Source organism: Nocardia lijiangensis NBRC 108240 (assembly GCF_001613045.1).
Classification (GTDB): domain Bacteria; phylum Actinomycetota; class Actinomycetes; order Mycobacteriales; family Mycobacteriaceae; genus Nocardia; species Nocardia lijiangensis.
Genome location: NZ_BDBP01000052.1, coordinates 1 through 18,326, shown reverse-complemented (window position 1 = coordinate 18,326; position 18,326 = coordinate 1). Strand labels below are relative to the sequence as shown.

General features: G+C 69.8%; 18 protein-coding genes. 11 read left to right on the top strand and 7 right to left on the bottom strand.

Annotated features, from left to right (window positions below; all coding sequences use genetic code 11):
* Positions 1 to 96 precede the first annotated feature (96 nt).
* Positions 97 to 2,988: a type 1 periplasmic-binding domain-containing protein gene (locus tag NL1_RS20210; RefSeq protein ID WP_067841609.1), complete on the top strand. Its 2,892-nt coding sequence runs from the start codon at positions 97 to 99 to the stop codon at positions 2,986 to 2,988.
* Between the two features lie 252 nt (positions 2,989 to 3,240).
* The gene (locus NL1_RS20205) at positions 3,241 to 4,212 is read left to right on the top strand and encodes a TerC family protein (protein ID WP_067841607.1); all 972 of its coding nucleotides are present in this window, start codon (positions 3,241 to 3,243) and stop codon (positions 4,210 to 4,212) included.
* Between the two features lie 12 nt (positions 4,213 to 4,224).
* On the opposite strand, the gene NL1_RS20200 is transcribed toward NL1_RS20205, so the two are convergent.
* Positions 4,225 to 5,625, bottom strand: a complete 1,401-nt coding sequence (locus tag NL1_RS20200; protein WP_067841680.1) for an amidase — start codon at positions 5,623 to 5,625, stop codon at positions 4,225 to 4,227.
* Positions 5,626 to 5,922: 297 nt separating this feature from the next.
* Between NL1_RS20200 and NL1_RS20195 the strand changes: the two genes are divergently transcribed.
* From NL1_RS20195 to NL1_RS20175, 5 genes are all read left to right on the top strand, one after another.
* The gene (locus tag NL1_RS20195) at positions 5,923 to 6,789 is read left to right on the top strand and encodes an alpha/beta fold hydrolase (protein WP_067841605.1); all 867 of its coding nucleotides are present in this window, start codon (positions 5,923 to 5,925) and stop codon (positions 6,787 to 6,789) included.
* Positions 6,776 to 7,375: a TetR/AcrR family transcriptional regulator gene (locus tag NL1_RS20190; RefSeq protein ID WP_067841603.1), complete on the top strand. Its 600-nt coding sequence runs from the start codon at positions 6,776 to 6,778 to the stop codon at positions 7,373 to 7,375. Before NL1_RS20195 ends, NL1_RS20190 begins: the two co-directional genes overlap by 14 nt.
* Before the next feature lie 65 nt (positions 7,376 to 7,440).
* Positions 7,441 to 8,202 (top strand): DNA repair protein RecO, encoded by a 762-nt coding sequence (gene recO, locus NL1_RS20185; protein WP_067841601.1) that lies wholly within the window; start codon positions 7,441 to 7,443, stop codon positions 8,200 to 8,202.
* 109 nt (positions 8,203 to 8,311) lie between these two features.
* Positions 8,312 to 9,145, top strand: a complete 834-nt coding sequence (locus tag NL1_RS20180) for an isoprenyl transferase (protein WP_067841599.1) — start codon at positions 8,312 to 8,314, stop codon at positions 9,143 to 9,145.
* 14 nt (positions 9,146 to 9,159) lie between these two features.
* Positions 9,160 to 9,570 (top strand): hypothetical protein, encoded by a 411-nt coding sequence (locus NL1_RS20175; RefSeq protein ID WP_156094958.1) that lies wholly within the window; start codon positions 9,160 to 9,162, stop codon positions 9,568 to 9,570.
* Positions 9,571 to 9,580: 10 nt separating this feature from the next.
* Here NL1_RS20175 and NL1_RS20170 read toward each other — a convergent pair whose 3' ends face one another.
* A complete protein-coding gene (locus NL1_RS20170) occupies positions 9,581 to 10,189 on the bottom strand; it encodes a TetR/AcrR family transcriptional regulator (RefSeq protein ID WP_067841598.1) in 609 nt (202 codons plus the stop codon).
* A 104-nt stretch (positions 10,190 to 10,293) separates the two neighbouring features.
* Here NL1_RS20170 and NL1_RS20165 point away from each other — a divergent pair, with 104 nt between their 5' ends.
* Positions 10,294 to 11,268 carry a hypothetical protein gene (locus NL1_RS20165; protein WP_067841596.1) on the top strand — a complete coding sequence of 325 codons (975 nt, stop codon included), beginning with the start codon at positions 10,294 to 10,296 and terminating at the stop codon, positions 11,266 to 11,268.
* A gap of 67 nt (positions 11,269 to 11,335) precedes the next feature.
* Here the strand turns inward: NL1_RS20165 and NL1_RS20160 are convergent, their stop codons facing one another.
* From NL1_RS20160 to NL1_RS20150, 3 genes are all read right to left on the bottom strand, one after another.
* Positions 11,336 to 11,749 (bottom strand): Fur family transcriptional regulator, encoded by a 414-nt coding sequence (locus NL1_RS20160; RefSeq protein WP_067841676.1) that lies wholly within the window; start codon positions 11,747 to 11,749, stop codon positions 11,336 to 11,338.
* An 18-nt stretch (positions 11,750 to 11,767) separates the two neighbouring features.
* Positions 11,768 to 12,118 carry an ArsR/SmtB family transcription factor gene (locus NL1_RS20155; RefSeq protein WP_067841594.1) on the bottom strand — a complete coding sequence of 117 codons (351 nt, stop codon included), beginning with the start codon at positions 12,116 to 12,118 and terminating at the stop codon, positions 11,768 to 11,770.
* A gap of 94 nt (positions 12,119 to 12,212) precedes the next feature.
* Entirely contained in the window at positions 12,213 to 13,184 is a 972-nt protein-coding gene (locus NL1_RS20150) for a hypothetical protein (protein ID WP_067841592.1), read from the bottom strand.
* Between the two features lie 384 nt (positions 13,185 to 13,568).
* Between NL1_RS20150 and NL1_RS20145 the strand changes: the two genes are divergently transcribed.
* A complete protein-coding gene (locus tag NL1_RS20145; protein WP_174553440.1) occupies positions 13,569 to 14,969 on the top strand; it encodes a glycine--tRNA ligase in 1,401 nt (466 codons plus the stop codon).
* A 73-nt stretch (positions 14,970 to 15,042) separates the two neighbouring features.
* On the opposite strand, the gene NL1_RS20140 is transcribed toward NL1_RS20145, so the two are convergent.
* The gene (locus NL1_RS20140; RefSeq protein WP_067841590.1) at positions 15,043 to 15,768 is read right to left on the bottom strand and encodes a DUF899 domain-containing protein; all 726 of its coding nucleotides are present in this window, start codon (positions 15,766 to 15,768) and stop codon (positions 15,043 to 15,045) included.
* 78 nt (positions 15,769 to 15,846) lie between these two features.
* Positions 15,847 to 16,458 (bottom strand): TenA family protein, encoded by a 612-nt coding sequence (locus tag NL1_RS20135; protein ID WP_067841588.1) that lies wholly within the window; start codon positions 16,456 to 16,458, stop codon positions 15,847 to 15,849.
* 63 nt (positions 16,459 to 16,521) lie between these two features.
* Between NL1_RS20135 and NL1_RS20130 the strand changes: the two genes are divergently transcribed.
* Entirely contained in the window at positions 16,522 to 17,880 is a 1,359-nt protein-coding gene (locus NL1_RS20130; RefSeq protein ID WP_245673418.1) for a phthiocerol/phthiodiolone dimycocerosyl transferase family protein, read from the top strand.
* A gap of 233 nt (positions 17,881 to 18,113) precedes the next feature.
* A partial coding sequence (locus NL1_RS20125; protein ID WP_218024458.1) for a hypothetical protein occupies positions 18,114 to 18,326 on the top strand: 213 nt, incomplete at its 3' end.

Here is an 18,326-nt window from a genome sequence, read left to right as displayed (position 1 = left end):
ACAAGCCGCCCGAGTCCGATTTGTAACGGTACAGTCCCCGATGACGCCCTGGTGTGCGTCGCAGCAGACACGCATTGCACGGGGGAGGCCGTCGAATTGCCCGATACCGCCAACGATGTCCCCAAACTGCTCGAGCTGCTACGCGCACTCGAGGTGCCCGACGCGAAGCCGCGCGTGTTCCGCACGCTGCTGCGGCGCAGGCGGCCGTTGCCACGGCCGGTCGTCGGTCTGGTCGGTGCGGGCGCGGGCGGTGCGCTGCTCGTCGAGATCTACCGCTGGCTAGGCGAATCCGGCGGCAGGCGGGCGACGCCACGGGCGCGGGTGGACTTGCAGGCGGATCTGCCGCCCGACGCGCTCACGCCCGACCCGAACGCGACGGGCGAGGAGATCCAAGGCCACTGCCTGCCCATCCTGCAACGGCTGGTCGAGGGCTTCTCCGGCGACGACACGGCGATGGGACCGATCAAGTTCCCGCGCTACCGCACCGCGGATTGGCTGACCCGCCAACGGGTTACGAGCGACGAGACCGAGGCGACGGTCGAGCTGCGCTCGCGGTTGCCGCGCCTGCTGCGCAGCGGTTCCCCGGCCGACCGCTCCGATACCGCCGAGGGCGTCAGCGGTGACACCATCTCGCGGCTGGTGTTCGGTGTGCTCGCGCTGTGGCCGGTCCTGCGGCTGTGGCTGTGGGTCAGCGGACGCATCCCCGGCATGTCCAAGGTCACGCGCTGGTTCATGCGCCAGCGCTACCTCGCGCCCGAATACTCCGACAGTTTCCTGGGTTTCGCGACCCGGCTGACCGCCTCGCGCCGCGGCGACGAGAACGAGGAGCAGGTCGCCAAGCTGCTGGTGCACGCCTTTCTCGAGGACATGCGCGACGCCTACCGCAAACGGCTGTGGCGGCCGTCGAGCTGGCGGCGCACCGCGTATCCGGTGGCGCTGCTCGGCGGTGTCGAGCGCAACGGCGCCGCGAAGCGCTTGATCTGCTGGATCAACGACATCCGCAACGAGACCGGGCATTCCGATCCGCTGGTGGTGCTCGCTTGCCTGGACTACGACCCTGCTGAGCCCGCCGAAACCGTCGAGCCTGCCCCGCCCGGCCGGCCTGCCCGGTCTGCCGAGCCGACGCCGGACGAGCTGTCCAGGATCGGCGATCTCCAGCACCTCGCTACCCTCGAAAGCCTGGTCGACCGCCCGTATTCCGGTCAGCAGCCGGATCCGCTGCAGCGCTGGCTGCGCGATATCGACAACATGCGCACCAACCGGTCCGACTACGCGTGGTTCCTGCCGCTGCGCGTACAGCTGCCGGATCCGCTCGACGGCCACGTCCGCGACCCGAGCCTGGCGCACCTCGCGGTGCCGCCCGCGCCACCGCTCGCCGCGCGCAAGTGGTTCGTCGCCATGTGCGTGCTGATTCCGATCGCGCTGCTGGTGGGCGCCGCGCTGATCTACATCCCGCCGCTGCGTGGCGCGCCGTGTGCGCACTGGCCGTGGACGGCCGGAATCTCGGTGCAGGAACGCGGCGGCGAATGCGTCGGCTACAGCGACAACGCCGATCAGATCTTCACCGACGACGCGGAACTCACGGCGATGCAGCGAGAAGTCTTCCGGCTCAATGTCGCCGCCGCCGACGCGCGCCGCGACAACCCGCGCCGCCCGGTCATCACGCTGATCTACTTCTCCGGGCTCAGCTACGTGGACTCGAACGTGCGGTACCCGCACGCCCAGGTCGAGGAACTCGCCGGACTCGCGGTGCAGCAGCGCCGCGCGCTACTCGCCTCCGACGAGTCCGAACCGCTGGTGCGCGTCGTCGTCGCCAACGGCGGTTCCGACATGCGGCACGCGACGTGGGTGGTGGACAACCAGCTGCGCGGCCTGCTGCGCGACGAACCGGGCATCCTCGGCGTGGTCGGCATGGATCGCAGCAACACCGAAACCCGCCGCGCCATCGGACGACTCGGCGAACTCGGCGTTCCGGTGGTCGCGACGACGCTCTCGGCCGACGGCATGGAGAAGGCATCGCCGCTGTATTTCCAAGCCGCGCCGAGCAATACGACGCAGGCGAAGCTGATCGCCGACTACGTGCAGGGCGCGCGCCATCCCGCGGGCACGCCGCGGGCGGGTCAGCCGCGCTACAACCAGGTGGTCGTCTACCACCCGAAGGCCGACGGCGACATCTACGTCGAGACCCTGGTCGAGGATCTGCGCACCGAGCTGGAAGGCCGCGGCGTGCCGTACCGCCGCATGGAGTGGACCGAACAGCAGGAGCTGAATCGCTTTCCCGCCCCGTGCGAGACAACCGATTTCGACCGCGGCACCCTGCTGTTCTTCGCCGGGCGCAACGACGATTTCGCGACCTTCGCCAAATCGGTCAGCCGCGGCTGCCTGACCGGTGAGTCGCCCGCCATCCTCGGCAACGACACGGTGACCCGGCTGATCACCGATCAGAAGGCGATGGCGGCGCTGCCTGCCAATCTGTCGGTCCGCTACGTCGCCAAGGCCGCGCCGGTGATGCTCGGCGGCGCCGAATGCGTCCGCGGCAATGGCGAACTCGGGGACGAGCCGGTCGCCTTCGATTATCAGCAGCTGTGCGCCGAGCTGGCCGTGCTCATCGACGACCTGCGCGCGTACCCGCAGATGGCCGACTATCAGCCGTCCTGGCCCGGCGACCGTACCGGCCTCGCCTACGACGTGGTCGGGCTGTTCCTGCGCGCGGTGCGGACCGGATCGCAGCAGGACGAAGGTTCGCTGAACCGCACCGCCGTCGCAATGCAGTTGCGCGAGATGGACTATCGCGGTGTCACCGGCACGCTCGGCTTCTCGACCAGCCGGGTGGCGGACGGCTCGTCGATCGCGGTACTGGTCACGGCGGGCGTCGGCCAGCCGGGTCCGCAGCAATGCCTGGTGATGTCGCCGCGTCCCGCCGATCGGGACGGTTGTCCGTCGGGCACGAAGAGCACGTCGGAGGACTGGTCCCCGCCACGGCGCTGAGTGATCGTGAGCTGGCGCTGAGTGGTCTCGAGCTGGCGCTGAGTGATCGTGAGCTGAGCAACGAAGACTCGCCCGCATCAGGCGGATCTGTATAGTGGGCCCGGTGGAGGGGAGTATTCCCCCGACGTCAGCCCCGTCAGTACGGATCCGCCTTCGGATCCCGGGGTGGCGGCCCGGCCCTGATCCGAAGCGGCCGGGTGGAAGAGACCTCCGGTAGCGACGCATGCCGTCGCGGATACCGGAGGTCCTGTCGTGGAAGTTTCGCCGACCCTGTGGGTCGCCACCATCGTGGTGCTCGGTGTGTTGATCGCGGTCGATTTCTTCATCGGGCGCAAGCCGCACGAAGTGTCGCTGAAGGAAGCCGGGATCTGGACCGTGGTCTGGATCGCGCTGGCGGTGCTCTTCGGGCTCGGGTTGTGGATCTTTGCGGGCGGGCAGCCCGCCGGGGAGTTCTTCGCGGGCTTCGTCACCGAGAAATCCCTCAGCGTGGACAACCTGTTCGTGTTCGTGATGATCATGGCGAAATTCGCGGTGCCGTCGAAGTATCAGCAACGGGTGCTGCTGATCGGCGTGCTCCTCGCGCTCGTGCTGCGCGGTGTGTTCATCGCCGCGGGCGCCACCCTGATCGCCAGCTTCTCCTGGATCTTCTACCTGTTCGGCGCCTTCCTGCTGTGGACCGCGTGGAACCTGATCAAGGAGGCGCGTGCCGGCGGCGAGAAGGAGGAGTTCGAGGAGGACCGCCTGCTGAAGAGCCTGGAGCGGCGCTTCGGCGTTGCCGACCGCTATCACGGCACCAAGCTGTGGGTGGTGCAGAACGGCAAGCGGATCATGACGCCGATGCTGGTGGTCATCCTGGCGATCGGCACCACCGACCTGCTGTTCGCCTTGGACTCCATCCCGGCCATCTTCGGGCTCACCCAGAACCCGTACATCGTCTTCACCGCCAACGCTTTCGCCCTGATGGGTCTGCGCCAGCTGTACTTCCTCATCGGCGGGCTGCTCACCAAGCTCGTCCACCTCAGCTACGGCCTCTCGGCCATCCTGGGCTTCATCGGCGTCAAGCTGTTCCTGCACGCGCTGCACGAATCCGGCGTCGCGGTGCCGGAGATCTCGATCGGCGTCTCGCTCGCGGTGATCTTCGGCGTGCTGACGGCGACCACGATCTCCAGCCTCGTCGCGACCAAGCGTCAGCAGCGCGCGGAACTCACCGCCGCGTGCAGCTGACCAGGCCGTCGATCACCACCACGGTTCGGCGCGGTGCCGCTCCCAGTGCAGCTCGGACTCCAGTTGCGCCGCAACGGAAACCAGCAGCGCCTCGGAGGCCGCGCTGCCCATCAGCTGAGCGCCGACCGGCAGGCCCGCCTCGGTGAAGCCGGCGGGGACGTTCACGCTCGGCCAGCCGAGCACGTTCCACGGCCAGGTGTACGGGCAGGCGGCGGTGATGAGGTTGTTGGTGGCGTTGACCCCGATGCCGTCGATCTCCTCGGCGCGCGGCGGGGGAGTGGCGGTGGTGGGCGCGAGCACCAGGTCGTAGTCGGAGAAGAAGGTGCCGATGCGCTTGTGCAGCAACGGTTCCGCCTGGCGCGCGGCGAAGAGCGCCGGTCCGCCGAGCACCCGGCCGAAGCGGACGTTGGCGCGGGTGCGCGGGTCCACCTCGGCGCCGGGCATCCGGTCGTGCACGGTGCGGATGCCCGCCATCGAGCGCGGCAGGAACGAGGCGCCCATGAGCAATCCGTAGTGCAGGTCGGCGACGGTGACCGAGTGGCCGAGCTTGCGCAGCACCGAGGCGATGCCGCGCACCGCGGCCCTGACCTCGGGGTGCAGCGTCGTCTTGGTGGCGGTGAACGGAATCCGCAGCGAGAGAGCGATTCTCAGGCGGCCGGGGTCGCGCCCGACGGCGTCGGAGACACGGATCGGCTCGGGGGTGTGCCGGTCGCCGGGGTGCGGGCCCGCCGCCGCGTCCAGCAGGAGAGCCGCGTCGGCGACGGTGCGGGCCAGCGGCCCGTTCACCGTGAGGCCCTGGAACGCCTCGGCTTCCGGCCAGGTGGAGATGCGTCCGCGCTGCGGCTTGATGCCGACGAGGTTGGTCCAGGCCGCGGGGATGCGGACCGAGCCAGCGCCGTCGGAACCCAGTGCGGCGGGCACCAATCCGGCCGCAACGGCGGCCGAGGAGCCGCCCGAGGAGCCGCCGGGCGTGTGCTCGCGGTGCCACGGATTGCGGGTGTGCCCGAAGGCCGCGCCGCTGGTGAACGGCAGCTGGCCGAGCTCGCAGGTGTTGGTCTTGCCGACGATCACCGCGCCCGCCGCGCGTAGTCGCCGAACCGCTTCGGCGTCTTCGGTTTTCGGCGCGAAGTCGCCGCCGCAGCCGAATGCCGTCGGCTCACCGGCGATGTCGGTGTCGTCCTTGACGGCGATCGGCACGCCGAGCAGCGGCAGCCGCTCGCCCGCGGCGAGGCGCCGGTCGGCTTCGGCGGCCTCGGCCAGCGCCCGGTCCCTGCGGACCACCCGGAAGGCGTTGAGCGTCGGCTGGCTCGCCTCGATCCGGTCGAGCGCCGCCGCGACGGCCGCCGTGGAGCTCACCGTGCCCGCCGCGAGTGCACCGGCCAGCTCGGCGAGGCCGGGGTCGCCCGACGGCATCGCGCCGTCGGCGGATTCCGGTTCGGCGGCAGGCTTGAGCGCTCGGTTCGGCACCGTCATGTGAGCTCCCTCTCTTCGGTCGTCCGGTGTGAACGGTAGCGCTGTATTGGACGACCGTCCACATCGTGTTATCGCCGGGCGCTCCCGAAGTGCATCACCGCCGGGTCGTGGATGACCGCTCGTTGTTTCGTACGTGGCGAGGGCCGTCGCGAATTTCCGTTGCGTCCCGCCGATCCTTTACGTACATACGGTATGTATGTAAAGGTGGAGGGGTCGCCCGAACATTCGGAGGAAACCATGGGAATCAGCCCGTCACTCGGTCCCGCGCACGAGATCGCCCTGCCCGGCGGCCGCATCCGCTACCACGAGACGGGAACCGGCGCGCCGGTCGTCTTCGTGCACGGCCTGCTCGTCAATGCCGATCTGTGGCGCGGGGTCGTGCCCGCCGTCGCCGCCGCGGGCTACCGCTGCCTGACACCCGACTGGCCGCTCGGCTCGCACTCGATCCCGATGCCCGACGCGGACCTGACGCCGACCGGGGTCGCCGATCTCATCGCCGCCTTCCTCGAGCGGCTCGACCTGACCGACGTCACCCTGGTCGCCAACGACACCGGCGGTGCGATCACCCAGGTATTGCTGGCCCGCAACACCGACCGCATCGGCCGCGTGGTGCTCGCCTCAGTCGACAGCCACGAGAAGTTCCTGCCGCAGCCGTTCACCTCGCTGCCGCTGCTCGCGCGCGTGCCGGGATCGATGCGCCCGCTCGCCGAGGCGCTGCGCCTGCGCGCGCTGCACCGGCTGCCGCTGGCGTTCGGCTGGGTGAGCAAGCGGCCGGTGCCCGCCGAGTACGTCGACTCGTATCTGCTGCCGAGCCGCCGGTCCGGCGCCATCCGAAAGGACCTGCGGCGCTTCCTGAAATCCGCGCACCGCCGCTACACGCTGGACGCCTCGACCCGGTTCGGGGACGTCCGCCTTCCGGTGCTGATCGTCTGGGCGCGCGAGGACAAGCTGTTCCCCGTCGCCTACGCCGAGCGGCTGACCCGCGAGTTCCCCGACGCGACACTGGAGCTGATCGACGACTCCTACACCTTCCTGCCCGAGGATCAGCCCGAGTTGCTGACGCAACGGATTCTGGAGTTCACTCGGCTGCATGCCACGCCGTAGCCAGGAGGACCGCTCCCGCACGACAAGGGCCGCCCTGGAAGACGCGGGGCGGCGCCTGTTCGCCGAGCGTGGTTTCGCGGCCACCTCCGCCGAGCAGCTGGTGGCCGAGGCGGGTGTCACCCGCGGCGCCCTGCACCACCACTACGGCGACAAGCGCGGGCTGTTCCTCGCTGTGCTCGAACGGCTCGAGTCGGACAGCACCGCGGAGATCCGGCGGACCATCGCCGCCGTCGATCCCGACGACATCCTCGCCTCGATGGCCGTCGGCCTGAACGTCTTCCTCGACATCTGCCAGCGGCCCGAGATGATCCGCATCGCGCTCCACGACGCACCGGCCGTGCTCGGCTGGGAGGAGTGGCGCGCCTTCGAGGCCAGGCACGGACTCGGCCTGATCACCGCCGAGCTCGAACGCGCACGCGCTGCGGAGCTGATCGCGGACGCTCCCGTCGAGATCCTGGCGCGGCTGCTGCTCAGCGCCGTGGCCGAGGCGGGGCTGATCGTCGCGCACGCCGAGGACAAGGAGGCCGCCCGCGCGCAGGCCCAGCAGTCGCTGCTGTTGCTCGTCGCGGGTTTGCTGCGCACCTAGAATGCGGCAGCTACGCCGAGGCGAGGCGGCCGTGCGCTGTCGCCGGTTCGTGGGAGGATGACCGTGTGCAGTTGTATCGGGATGAGGCGGTCGTGGTGCGCCAGCACAAGCTGGGCGAGGCGGACCGTATCGTCACACTGCTGACGCGCAGGTACGGCCTGGTCCGGGCGGTGGCCAAAGGGGTGCGGCGGACCAAGTCCCGGTTCGGCGCCCGGTTGGAGCCGTTCTCCTATATCGACGTGCAACTGCATCCCGGCCGCACGCTGGACACGGTCACCCAGGTGACCACCGTCGAATCCTTCGCCGCGGACATCATCGACGACTACGGCCGCTACACCACCGCCTGCGCGGTGCTGGAGACCGCCGAACGCCTCGCGGGCGAGGAACGCGCGCCCGCGCCGCGGCTGCACGCGCTGACCGCGAGCGCGCTGCGGGCCATCGCCGCCCAGCAGCGCCCGCACGAACTCATCCTCGACGCATTCCTGTTGCGCGCCATGGGATTTGCGGGGTGGGCGCCCGCGCTGGACGAATGCGCCAAGTGCGCGACCCCCGGTCCGCACCGCGCCTTTCACGTGGCGGCGGGCGGCGCGGTCTGCGTGCACTGCCGCCCGCCGGGCGCGGCCACGCCCGCGCCGGGAGTCCTGGATCTGCTCGTCGCCCTGCTGAAGGGGGAGTGGGACTACATCGTGACGGTGCCCGATTCGGTCCGCCGCCAGGCCAGCGGACTGGTCGCCGCCCATCTGCAATGGCATCTGGAACGTCAGCTGCGGACGCTGCCGCTGATCGAGCGCAGCAGGACGCCCGCGCCCGCTGGACGCGTCGGCTGAGCCCTGTGCGCTGGTCGCCTGCCCGATCGCGGCCGCGGAGATGTCCCGGCCGTCCGGTCGGCGGTTCGATTCGCGGGGGCGTCTCGCGCAGCGCGCCGGATCAGGCAGGATGGAAGCCGTGATCCTCCGTCGAGACTCCTCCACCGCGACCAGGTCGAGCAGCGGGCAGCCGAACGCGGGCCGCACCGTCCGCCCGCCGTCGCCGCATCCCTCGGGCGCGCGGCCGCCGCAGCTGCCGCCGGAACTGGTGCCCAACCACGTGGCGCTGGTCATGGACGGCAACGGCCGGTGGGCGCAGGAGCGCGGGCTGCCGCGCACCGCGGGACACGAGCGTGGCGAGGCGGTGCTGATGGACACCGTCGAAGGCTGCATCGAGATCGGCGTGAAGTGGCTCTCGGCCTACGCGTTCTCCACCGAGAACTGGCGGCGCAGCCCGGACGAGGTGCGCTTCCTGATGGGCTTCAACCGTGACGTGATCCGCCGCCGCCGCGACGAGATGCACGAGATGGGTGTGCGGGTGCGCTGGGCCGGGCGGCGACCGCGCCTGTGGCGCAGCGTGATCAACGAGCTGGAGACCGCCCAGGAGCTCACCAAGGACAACACGGTGATGACGCTGACGATGTGCGTCAACTACGGCGGTCGCGCCGAAATCGCCGATGCGGCAAGGGAAATCGCGCGGCGCGTGGCGGCGGGCGAGATCGATCCCGAGAAGGTCACCGAGGCCACCGTCGCGCGGTTCCTCGACGAGCCGGACATGCCCGACGTCGACCTGTTCCTGCGTCCTTCGGGTGAATTCCGCAGCTCGAACTTCCTCATCTGGCAGTCCGCCTACGCCGAGTACGTGTACCAGGACACCTTGTTTCCCGATTTCGACAGGCGCAACCTGTGGGAGGCCTGCCTCCAGTACGCTTCGCGTGACCGCCGCTTCGGCGGCACGAAGTGAACGGCGGCACGGATATGGACGCAGCGGTCACCCCCGACATCGAGCTTCAGGCGCGGGCGGGAGCCTGCCTGTCCCAGTACGACGTCGACGTGCGCGTCGACGCGGACGGTTCGCTCGGCTTCGAGTACGAGGGCGCGCTGTGCTCGCTGCGCGCGGTGAATCTGGCGCCCGGCCTCGACGTGGTGTCCATGACCTGCGTGCTGGCCTGGGACCGCCCGCTGAAGCCGCAGCTGCACAAGCGAGTCGCGGAGCGCAACAGCAACTTGCAGTTCGGTTTGCTCACCGTGATCGGCCACGGCAAGCTCGCCGACGTCATCCTGCGCTACACCTTCCCCGCCGCGGGCCTGGACGACCAGGCGCTGACCACCATGCTGCTGCTCGTCCTCTCCGGAGCGGGCCGGGCGCGCCAGGGTTTGCTGCCCTGACCGACCGCCCTCAGCGAACGGCGGGCTTGCCGACCGGGACGAGCAGGTCGACGCCGCGGGCAAGGGTCTCGGGGTCGAGGTCCTCCAAGATCAGGTGCTGCAGGATGAAGCCGGGCAGGAATCCGATGATCGCCTTGGCCACGGCGTCGGTGTCGGCGTCCGGCGGTAGCCAGCCGACCTCGCGCATGCGCACGGCGTAGTCGCGCCAGATGTCGCGCATCGCGTGCATCGTTTCGCGCACGGGTCCGGCCGCCCCGTCGTTCACCAGTGCCAGCGCCCACGCCTGGGGAGCCAGGCGGACCGGGCCATCGGGGCCGCTGCGGCGGACGACCTCCTCGGCGATGTCGCGCACCAGCTCCGCGGGCGTAGGCAGCGGGTCGGAGCGCACCGCCTCGGCCATTGCGAGCCGCAGGTGCACGGTGGTCTGGGTGGCCAGCGCCGCGATGATCTCGTTCTTGCTCTTGAAGTAGCGGTACACCGCACCGGCCGAGAGCCCCGATTCGGCGAACACGTCCTGCATCGAGGTCTCGAAGAAGCCCTTGCGAGCGAAGCACAGCTGCGCGGCGTCGAGGATTTGCTGTCGGCGGCGTTCCAGGTGCTCTTCGCTGACTCGTGGCATGAGCCCAAAGTAAAACGAATATCCGTTCTTGACAACCTTTCTGGGCCGTGCGACCGTTGTGGCATCGAAAGAGAACGAGCATTCGATTTATAGGGGAGAACGTCATGAAAACCATGCAGCGAGCGGTCGCCCTCGGCTTGGGCGCGGCCCTGCTCCAGGCATTGATGCTGATCGCCTTCGCATGGCCCGCGGCCAATATCGCGCCGCGTGACCTGCCCATCGCCGTCGCCGGTCCGCAAGCGGCTGTCGTCGCCGACCGGCTCGGGCAGCGCGACCCCGAGGCCTTCGAGATCACCACCTCGGCCGACGCCGCGGCCGCCCGCGCCGCCATCGAGAACCGCGAGGTCTACGGCGCGATCGTCACCGGAGCGGGAGCACCTGCGGTGCTCGTCGCATCCGGCGCGAGCCCGGCGGTGGCCCAGCAGCTCACCGCCGTCGCCCAGCAGTTGTCCGGTGCGCCCGCCGCCGCGGTCGAGGACGTCGTCCCCGCCGATCCGGACGACCCGCGCGGCGCCGCGTTCGGCGCGATGGTGCTGCCGCTGGTGATGGCGGGCATCGCCGCGGGCGTCCTGCTGAGCCTGGTGATCCCGACGGCGGGCGCGAAGGTGGCGGGTCTGGTGAGCTTCGGTCTGTTCGGCGGGCTGCTGAGCATCGCGATCGTGCAGGGCTGGCTGTCGGTGCTGCCCGGCAGCTACCTCACGCTGGCGGCCGTCGCCGGGCTGGTGTCCTTCGCGGTCGCGGGCGCCGTGACCGGACTGGCCGCGGTCATCGGGCCCGCAGGCATCGGAGTGGCCGCGCTGACCATGCTGCTGATCGGCAATCCGTTCTCGGCCGCCACCTCCGCGCCGGAGCTGCTGCCCCAGCCGTGGGGCGCGATCGGCCAGCTGCTGCCCCCGGGCGCCGCGGCCTCGCTGCTTCGCTCGGTCGCCTACTTCGACGGGGCCGGAGCCGCGAAACCGCTTGCGGTACTTGCGGTGTGGGCCGTCGCGGCGCTCGCCCTGCTCGGCGTGGCGGCACTGCGCGGGCGCAACGCCGACGTCCCGGCCGCGCCGGCGGCCGAACCCGTCCCCGCGGCCTGATCCGCCGACGCCGAAGGCCACCCGCTTCCGAGAGATCGGGAGCGGGTGGCCTTCGGTCGTCGTTCGATCAGTCGCGGACGGTCTTGGCGCAGGCCCGGCAGGTGCCGAAGACCTCGATGGTGTGGCTCACCTCGGTGAAGCCGTGGTCGCTGGCGATCGCCTCGGCCCACGCCTCCACCGTCGGGCCCTCGACCTCGACGGTGCGGCCGCAGTGCCTGCACACCAGATGGTGGTGGTGGCCGGTGGAGCACTGCCGATAGACGGACTCGCCGGAGTCGGTGCGCAGCACGTCGACCAGGCCCGCGTCGGCCAGCGACTGAAGGGTCCGGTACACCGTGGTGAGCCCGATGCCCTCGCCGCGCTTGCGCAGCTCGTCGTGCAGTTCCTGTGCGGAACGGAATTCGTCGATGTCACCGAGCAGCGCGGCGATCGCACTGCGCTGGCGCGTGCTGCGTATCCCGACCGGCTTCTGTGGATCCATCGTCTTCTCCTGCACGGCTCACCCTTCCTCGGCGTGCGCGACGGCGTCGACGACGATGTGCGCCAAGTGGTCGTCGACGAGTTCGTAGAGCACCTCGCGGCCGGACCGCTCGCCGTGCACGACGCCCGCGGCCTTCAAGATGCGCAGATGCTGGCTCACCAGCGGCTGGGTCACGCCGAGCGCGTCCACCAGCTCGTGCACACAGCGCGGCGATTCCCGTAGCTGGAGCACGATCGCGATGCGTACGGGGGCGGCGAGCGCGCGGAGCAGCTCACCGGCGTCCTCCAGGACGGTCCGCGCGGGGACCGGCGCGGGTCCGGGGGATCGATACGGTGTGTGCGAGTGCGCGGCGGCCGTCTCGGCGGTCATCGGAACCAACTCCTTATTGGAAAGCGATCCCATTTTGATATGCACAATTGCGCATGTCAAACACGGCGCGCCCGGTGGGCGGGCAGGGCGCAGATTACCGGCAACCGTCCTCGGTCGGCATCGGGATGCGGGGATCGAAGTATTCCTCGCTGCGGCGGGCCTGCGGCGCGGCGGCGGCGGTCTGCGGCGGGTTGTTGTAGCTCGGCGCGAGGAAGCCGCGTTCGGACTGCGCGCAGTCGATCGAGTAGTTGAAACCGCGCACCTCGCCGAACCAGATGCCTCGCGAGTCGGCGGTGTATTTCGGATCATCGATCCAGCGGAACTCGATCTCCTGTCTGATCATCGCCACGATGTCCATCGGGCCGTCGATCTTCTTCGGATCGGGGACATCGAAGGCGTAGGCGACCAGATAGTTGGTCCGGACCGCGAGCTCGCCCTCGTCGTTGACGGTCGGTGTCATCCACCCGGTGACGCGCGGTTGCACGGGAAGCAGCCGAGCGCCCTCCGCGAGGCGTGCGGCCACATACCAGGACTTCTTCTCGTTGCCGGGAGCCAGGTTCGGCCGGAGTTTCTCGACCAGCGCGGGCGCGAGCAACGCGAGCACCGGGCTCGTGTCGCCGGTCTCCATCACCGTGCGATCCAGGCGCGCGGTGATGATCAGCTGACGTACCCGCTCCATGAACTGCCCGACCTGCTCGGCCGAGTACGGGCCGACGGGCTGCGCGGGCGGCGGTTCGATGCCGCCCGCGCCCTCGCGCCACATGGCGGCGGGGGTGTCGGCGAACGGGCGGGTCAGGTCGACCTCGGCGTCATTCCGCAGCGGCGCCGTCGAGGTGCTGGAGGGTGCGCTCGCCGTCGGCGCGGTCCCGTCCAGGAAGGCGAAGCCCGCCCACACCAGCGCCACCGCGACGCTCAGCGAGAGCATCGACAACAGCGCCCCGCGGCTCGGCCGAGCCAGTCGGCGCGCCCTGTTCGCCCTGGTTGCACGCCGATGGTCGCGCATCGCTCGGCGCTCGGCCTCGCGCGCCCAGTCGGCATCGAAAAGATCCGGTGGCAGATCAGCCACGGCCCACCCCTAGTACTACCCGCCGAATCGTTCGGAGCTCAGCGCCCCGCCCCGCCCCGGCCGTCTTCGGCAAAAACGTTGGCGCCGGGGCATTCCCGGCGGTCCGTCGGAACATGATCGCACCCGCCGGACGGGCGCGCGTCCCGGGGCCGTGATCCCAGGAGGGCGCACTTGCGTCTCCGCTCCGGTCGTGCGCAGGCTACCGACGAACCACGTCCGGCAGTGCCGATCGCGGGAAGCTCGAGCAGCGGATGCCTCGCGCGCGATCCGGTGCAGGTGGCTGGCGGTGCAAACTCGATTGCGCGATGCCGATAGGCTGGAGGGAATCTATAGCATTCAGTGCAAACAATGCGATGCAGTGAATGAAAATCCGACTCGCAGTGGATGGAGAAATCTCGCGTGGCACCCAAGTCGAAGGTGGACACCGTTGCCAACCTCGCCAAGCGCCGGGGTCTGGTGTACCCGTGCGGTGAGATCTACGGAGGCACCAAGTCGGCATGGGACTACGGTCCGCTCGGTGTCGAGCTGAAGGAGAACATCAAGCGGCAGTGGTGGCGGGCCATGGTCACCAGCCGCGAGGACGTCGTCGGCCTCGACTCGTCGGTCATCCTGCCGCGCCAGGTGTGGCAGGCCTCCGGCCACGTCGAGACCTTCACCGACCCGCTGGTCGAGTCGCTCATCACGCACAAGCGCTACCGGGCCGACCACCTGCTGGAGGCCTACGAGGAGAAGCACGGCCACCCGCCCGCCAACGGCCTCGCCGACATCCGCGACCCCGAGACCGGCGACCCGGGCCAGTGGACCGAGCCGCGCAACTTCTCCGGCCTGCTCAAGACCTTCCTCGGTCCGGTGGACGACGAGGAGGGCCTGCACTACCTACGCCCGGAAACGGCGCAGGGCATCTTCGTCAACTACAAGAACGTCGAGACCACCGCGCGCAAGAAGCCGCCGTTCGGCATCGCCCAGATCGGCAAGAGCTTCCGCAACGAGATCACCCCGGGCAACTTCATCTTCCGCACCCGCGAGTTCGAGCAGATGGAGATGGAGTTCTTCGTCAAGCCGGGCGAGGACGAGCAGTGGCACCAGTACTGGATCGACACCCGCTTGGCCTGGTACACCGAACTCGGCATCGACCCGGAGAACCTGCGGCTCTACGAGCACCCGAAGGACAAGCTGTCGCACTACTCGACGCGCACCGTCGACATCGAGTACCGCTTCCGCTTCCAGGGCAGCGAGTGGGGTGAGCTGGAGGGCGTCGCCAACCGCACCGACTTCGACCTCAAGACACATTCGGAGCACTCCGGCACCGAGCTCAGCTACTTCGACCAGGCGAGCAACGAGCGCTACATCCCGTACTGCATCGAGCCCGCGGCCGGTCTGACCCGTTCGCTGATGGCGTTCCTGGTGGACGCCTACGCCGAGGACGAGGCGCCGAACGCCAAGGGCGGCGTGGACGTTCGCACCGTGCTTCGCCTGGACCGCAGGCTCGCGCCGGTGAAGGCCGCCGTGCTGCCGCTGTCCCGCAACGCCGACCTGACCCCGAAGGCCAAGGACCTCGCGGCCCAGCTGCGCAAGCACTGGAACGTGGAGTTCGACGACGCGGGCGCGATCGGCCGCCGCTACCGTCGCCAGGACGAGATCGGCACCCCGTTCTGCATCACCGTCGACTTCGACACCCTCGACGACCAAGCGGTGACCATCCGCGAGCGCGACTCGATGGCGCAGGAGCGGATCGCGCTGGACAAGGTCGAGGGCTACCTGGGCCAGCACCTCATCGGCGTCTGATTCCTTAGCGCGACGACCCGCGACCGGTGCGCCGGTCGCGGGTCGTCGTGTTTCCGCGGTGCTCGAATCGCGTTCAGTGACAAGGGGTCTGGTCGATCCCGTAGCGGTCGTGATGCATCGCCTCGCCCACGTGCCGCTGCCTGCCGAGCGGGGTCAGGTCCAGATAGTTGTGGGTGCCGATGTGGATGTCGCCGCCGCGGCTGTAGGACGAATAGGTGTGGAACACCGTGTCGTCGTCATCGCGCCAGAAGACGCTCGTCCCCGGCTGTTCACCCTCCACGTCCGAGGTCCGACCTTCGAGCTCCAGCTCGGCTTTGCTCAGGTAGTTGTACTCGACGGGCGCGACCGACTCGTCCAGGGTGACATGGAAGTCGTAGTTGAAGTCGCCGCCGAACGAGGAGTACATCGGGAACGTCCAGCCCATCCGTTCCCGATAGGGCCGCAACGATTCCCACGGCCCGCGCGAAACGGCCGCGAAGGACGTGTTCTGCGCGTGCAGGTGGGCCAGGTGCCCGACGTTGTCGAGCACCATCGCACAGCTCGGGCAGCCCGTGTCCAGATCCCAGAGCCACATCATGTGGTAGACGATCAGCTGGCGCCGGCCTTCGAACAGATCGGCCAGGCTCGCCTTGCCCGCCTCGCCCTCGAAGACGTAGTCCTTGTCGATCCGGACCATCGGCAGTTCGCGCCGCTCGGCTGCCAGCGCGTCCTGCCTGCGGGTGAGTTCCTTCTCCTCGGCGAGCAGCCGCTTGCGCGCACTCAGCCATTCGTCCCTCGAAGCTTCGGTCGGGCGGGTCATGACGGTCCTCCTCGCGTTCGGCACACCGGTTCATCTAGGTAGACCGGACCGGCGCGCGGAACTCATCGGTCGCTCACGTCAGTCCAGCGGAACGTCCCAGAATGCCAGCTCGTGGCGCATGCCCTCGCGGAAGAGGAGTTCGGCGCGCCCGGGATCGACGCCGGACTCGTCGAGCATCTCGGCGCAGCGGCGGGTCAGCGCGGCGAAGCCGGGATCGGCGTAGGTGTCCACCCAGCGCCGGTAGCGCGGCTCGGCGGGCGGGTCTACGGCCAGCTGTGCGCCGAGCGTGGAGTAACCCCACATGCACGGGTAGAGCGCGGCGAGGCCTTCGCCGTAGTGCGCGGCCGAGTTCAGCAGGAAGGCGGTGTAGTCCGTGCACGGGCCGCCCTTGACCGCGCCGTCCAGGTCGGCGCCGAACTCGGCGGCCAGCGAGCGGTGCAGCGCGAGTTCGTCGTGAAAAGTGGCGTGCGCCAGGTCGACCAAGTCGCCGAGATGCGCGGCGGGCGCCTGCCAGGCCAGCCTGCTGAACACCCGCACGTAGTCGAGCAGGAACAGGTAATCCTGCTCGAGCCAGGAACGGAACACCGGCTCGGGCAGATCGCCCGCGGCGATGCCCGCCACGGTCGGATGCGCGCGCTGTGCGGCGACCAGCGGGGCGCCGATGTCCTCGAGATGTGCGGCGAGACTCATGCCCGCCAGTCTTCCGTACTGTTCGGTTTGCGCAGGACCCGGCGGTGCCGCACCCTTGGCGGTGTGTGGTGGACAGCGGACGATACGGTGCGGGTGCTCGCGCCGTCCGAGCAGCGTTTCGTGCGGCACGCGACCTACACCGGTCGCTCCGTTCTGGTCGAGGGGAAGCTCGACATCGCCGTAATGCGAAGCGCATTCGGCGCGCTGGTGCGGACCCATCCGATCCTCGCCTGCCGCATCGGCGAGGACGCCGCCGGGACCGGTCACCTGCTGCGCCCGGCTGGGCACGCGGTCGGCGCGTGGGTCCGCGCGGGCGACACCGCGACCGTCCGGCTGCCGGACGAGGCGCTCGATCCCTCGGTTCAGCTCGCCTACCTCGACGTGGTGACCGAGGGCACCCGCGCGCGCGTGACGCTGTACGCGCACCATGCCGTGGCGGACGCGGGTCACTGCGTGGCGCTGCTCGCACGGCTGTGGGACCGCTACACCGACGAGGTGTCGGGCTCTGCGAACGACACTGCGCCGCACGACTATCCGCGACCACTGGAGTGGTACGCCGCCCGGCACGGCATTCCCCGGTCCGCGGTGTCCGGTCTCGAAGCCGCGTCCCGGCCGATGGCACACGCGCCGATGTTGCCGCCCGATCCGGCGACGCCCGCGCCCGCAGCGCTGGCCCGGCCGGAGCGGACGATCCTCGAGCCGGAGGCGACGGCGCGGATCGTGGAGCTGGGTCGTCGCCACGGTGTCACCGTGAACGGGCTGATCACGGCCGCGCTGCTGCGGGCCTACGCTGAAATCGCCTCGGTACAAGGAGATTCGAGTCCAAGTCCGTCGAGGTCGCGCGCTGCGACGCCACGCGAGTCCAATACGGACGAGCGGGGGCCGGGAGATTCGGGTGCGGGCGACTCCGTGCAACTGCGCTGCGTGTACCCGGTGGACATGCGCGCGAGGCTCAATCCGCCGGTCGCCGCCGCCGACGGCACCAATATGGCCGGGCTCGCCGCCTTCGCCGCCGACGTCACCACCGCGACCGACATCGTCGAACTGGCACAGCGTATTTCGGCACGGCTGCGCCACGACCTCGCCGAGGGTATCGTCCAGCAGTCGGTGCTGCACTTCCCGGAGTTCTTCGGTCCCACCGCGATTCGCTCGCTGGCCGGGCACATCGCGGTGACCAACACCGGCAGGGTGCCCCGCTTCCGCACACCGCCCGGGCTCGCGCTCACCGACTACGAGATCGTCTACCTCTCCGCCCACCCGCGCCCGTCCGCGGGACCGTCGGCGGCCATCACCTTCCTCGTCTACACCTTCGCGGACCGCCTCTGTGTCGGTGTGCTCGGCGGCGGACCGCTCGCGGCGCGGCTCCCGGACGCGGTCGCTCGCGCGCTCGCCGAACTGGTGGCGGTGTCGATCGGCGCCTGACCGCCGCCGCACTACCCGCTGCTGCGGGCACCGTTGCCGGATCGGCATGCGAACCCGCCGATCCGGCGAAAGTGCGCCTCGTAATCACGCGAAGGGTCTCCGCCCGCGCTTCGGCCGAGCGCGGTCTTCGGGCGGATCTTGTCCGGTCATGCATCTTCCCGTGCCCGCCGATTCGTGGACAATGCTGGGGGAGAACATCGAAGGCGATGAGGCGGAAGCGGGTGTTTCGGGCGGTGCGGACGAACGGAAAGAACGGCGGCTTCGGGGCGGCCGCGGTCGGGGTGGCCGCGCTGGGGCTGGGGGAGGCGATCGCCGCAGCCGGGGGCGGATCGCTGATCGACACCATCGGCCGGGGCATGATCGACACCGCGCCGGTGCCGGTGGTGGAGGCCACCGTCGCGGTGTCGGGGCGGCACGACAAAGAGATGACCCGGCTCGGCGTCGGC

Bases quoted from the DNA above. Each gene is read 5' to 3' on its own strand.
- NL1_RS20200 (WP_067841680.1), bottom strand. From the start codon at position 5,625: ATGCCGTCGGGCGACCCCGGCCTCGCCGAGCTGGCCGGTGCACTCGCG.
- NL1_RS20195 (WP_067841605.1), top strand. From the start codon at position 5,923: ATGGGAATCAGCCCGTCACTCGGTCCCGCGCACGAGATCGCCCTGCCC.
- NL1_RS20190 (WP_067841603.1), top strand. From the start codon at position 6,776: ATGCCACGCCGTAGCCAGGAGGACCGCTCCCGCACGACAAGGGCCGCC.
- NL1_RS20180 (WP_067841599.1), top strand. From the start codon at position 8,312: ATGGAAGCCGTGATCCTCCGTCGAGACTCCTCCACCGCGACCAGGTCG.
- NL1_RS20175 (WP_156094958.1), top strand. From the start codon at position 9,160: ATGGACGCAGCGGTCACCCCCGACATCGAGCTTCAGGCGCGGGCGGGA.
- NL1_RS20170 (WP_067841598.1), bottom strand. From the start codon at position 10,189: ATGCCACGAGTCAGCGAAGAGCACCTGGAACGCCGCCGACAGCAAATC.
- NL1_RS20165 (WP_067841596.1), top strand. From the start codon at position 10,294: ATGAAAACCATGCAGCGAGCGGTCGCCCTCGGCTTGGGCGCGGCCCTG.
- NL1_RS20160 (WP_067841676.1), bottom strand. From the start codon at position 11,749: ATGGATCCACAGAAGCCGGTCGGGATACGCAGCACGCGCCAGCGCAGT.
- NL1_RS20155 (WP_067841594.1), bottom strand. From the start codon at position 12,118: ATGACCGCCGAGACGGCCGCCGCGCACTCGCACACACCGTATCGATCC.
- NL1_RS20145 (WP_174553440.1), top strand. From the start codon at position 13,569: ATGGAGAAATCTCGCGTGGCACCCAAGTCGAAGGTGGACACCGTTGCC.
- NL1_RS20140 (WP_067841590.1), bottom strand. From the start codon at position 15,768: ATGACCCGCCCGACCGAAGCTTCGAGGGACGAATGGCTGAGTGCGCGC.
- NL1_RS20135 (WP_067841588.1), bottom strand. From the start codon at position 16,458: ATGAGTCTCGCCGCACATCTCGAGGACATCGGCGCCCCGCTGGTCGCC.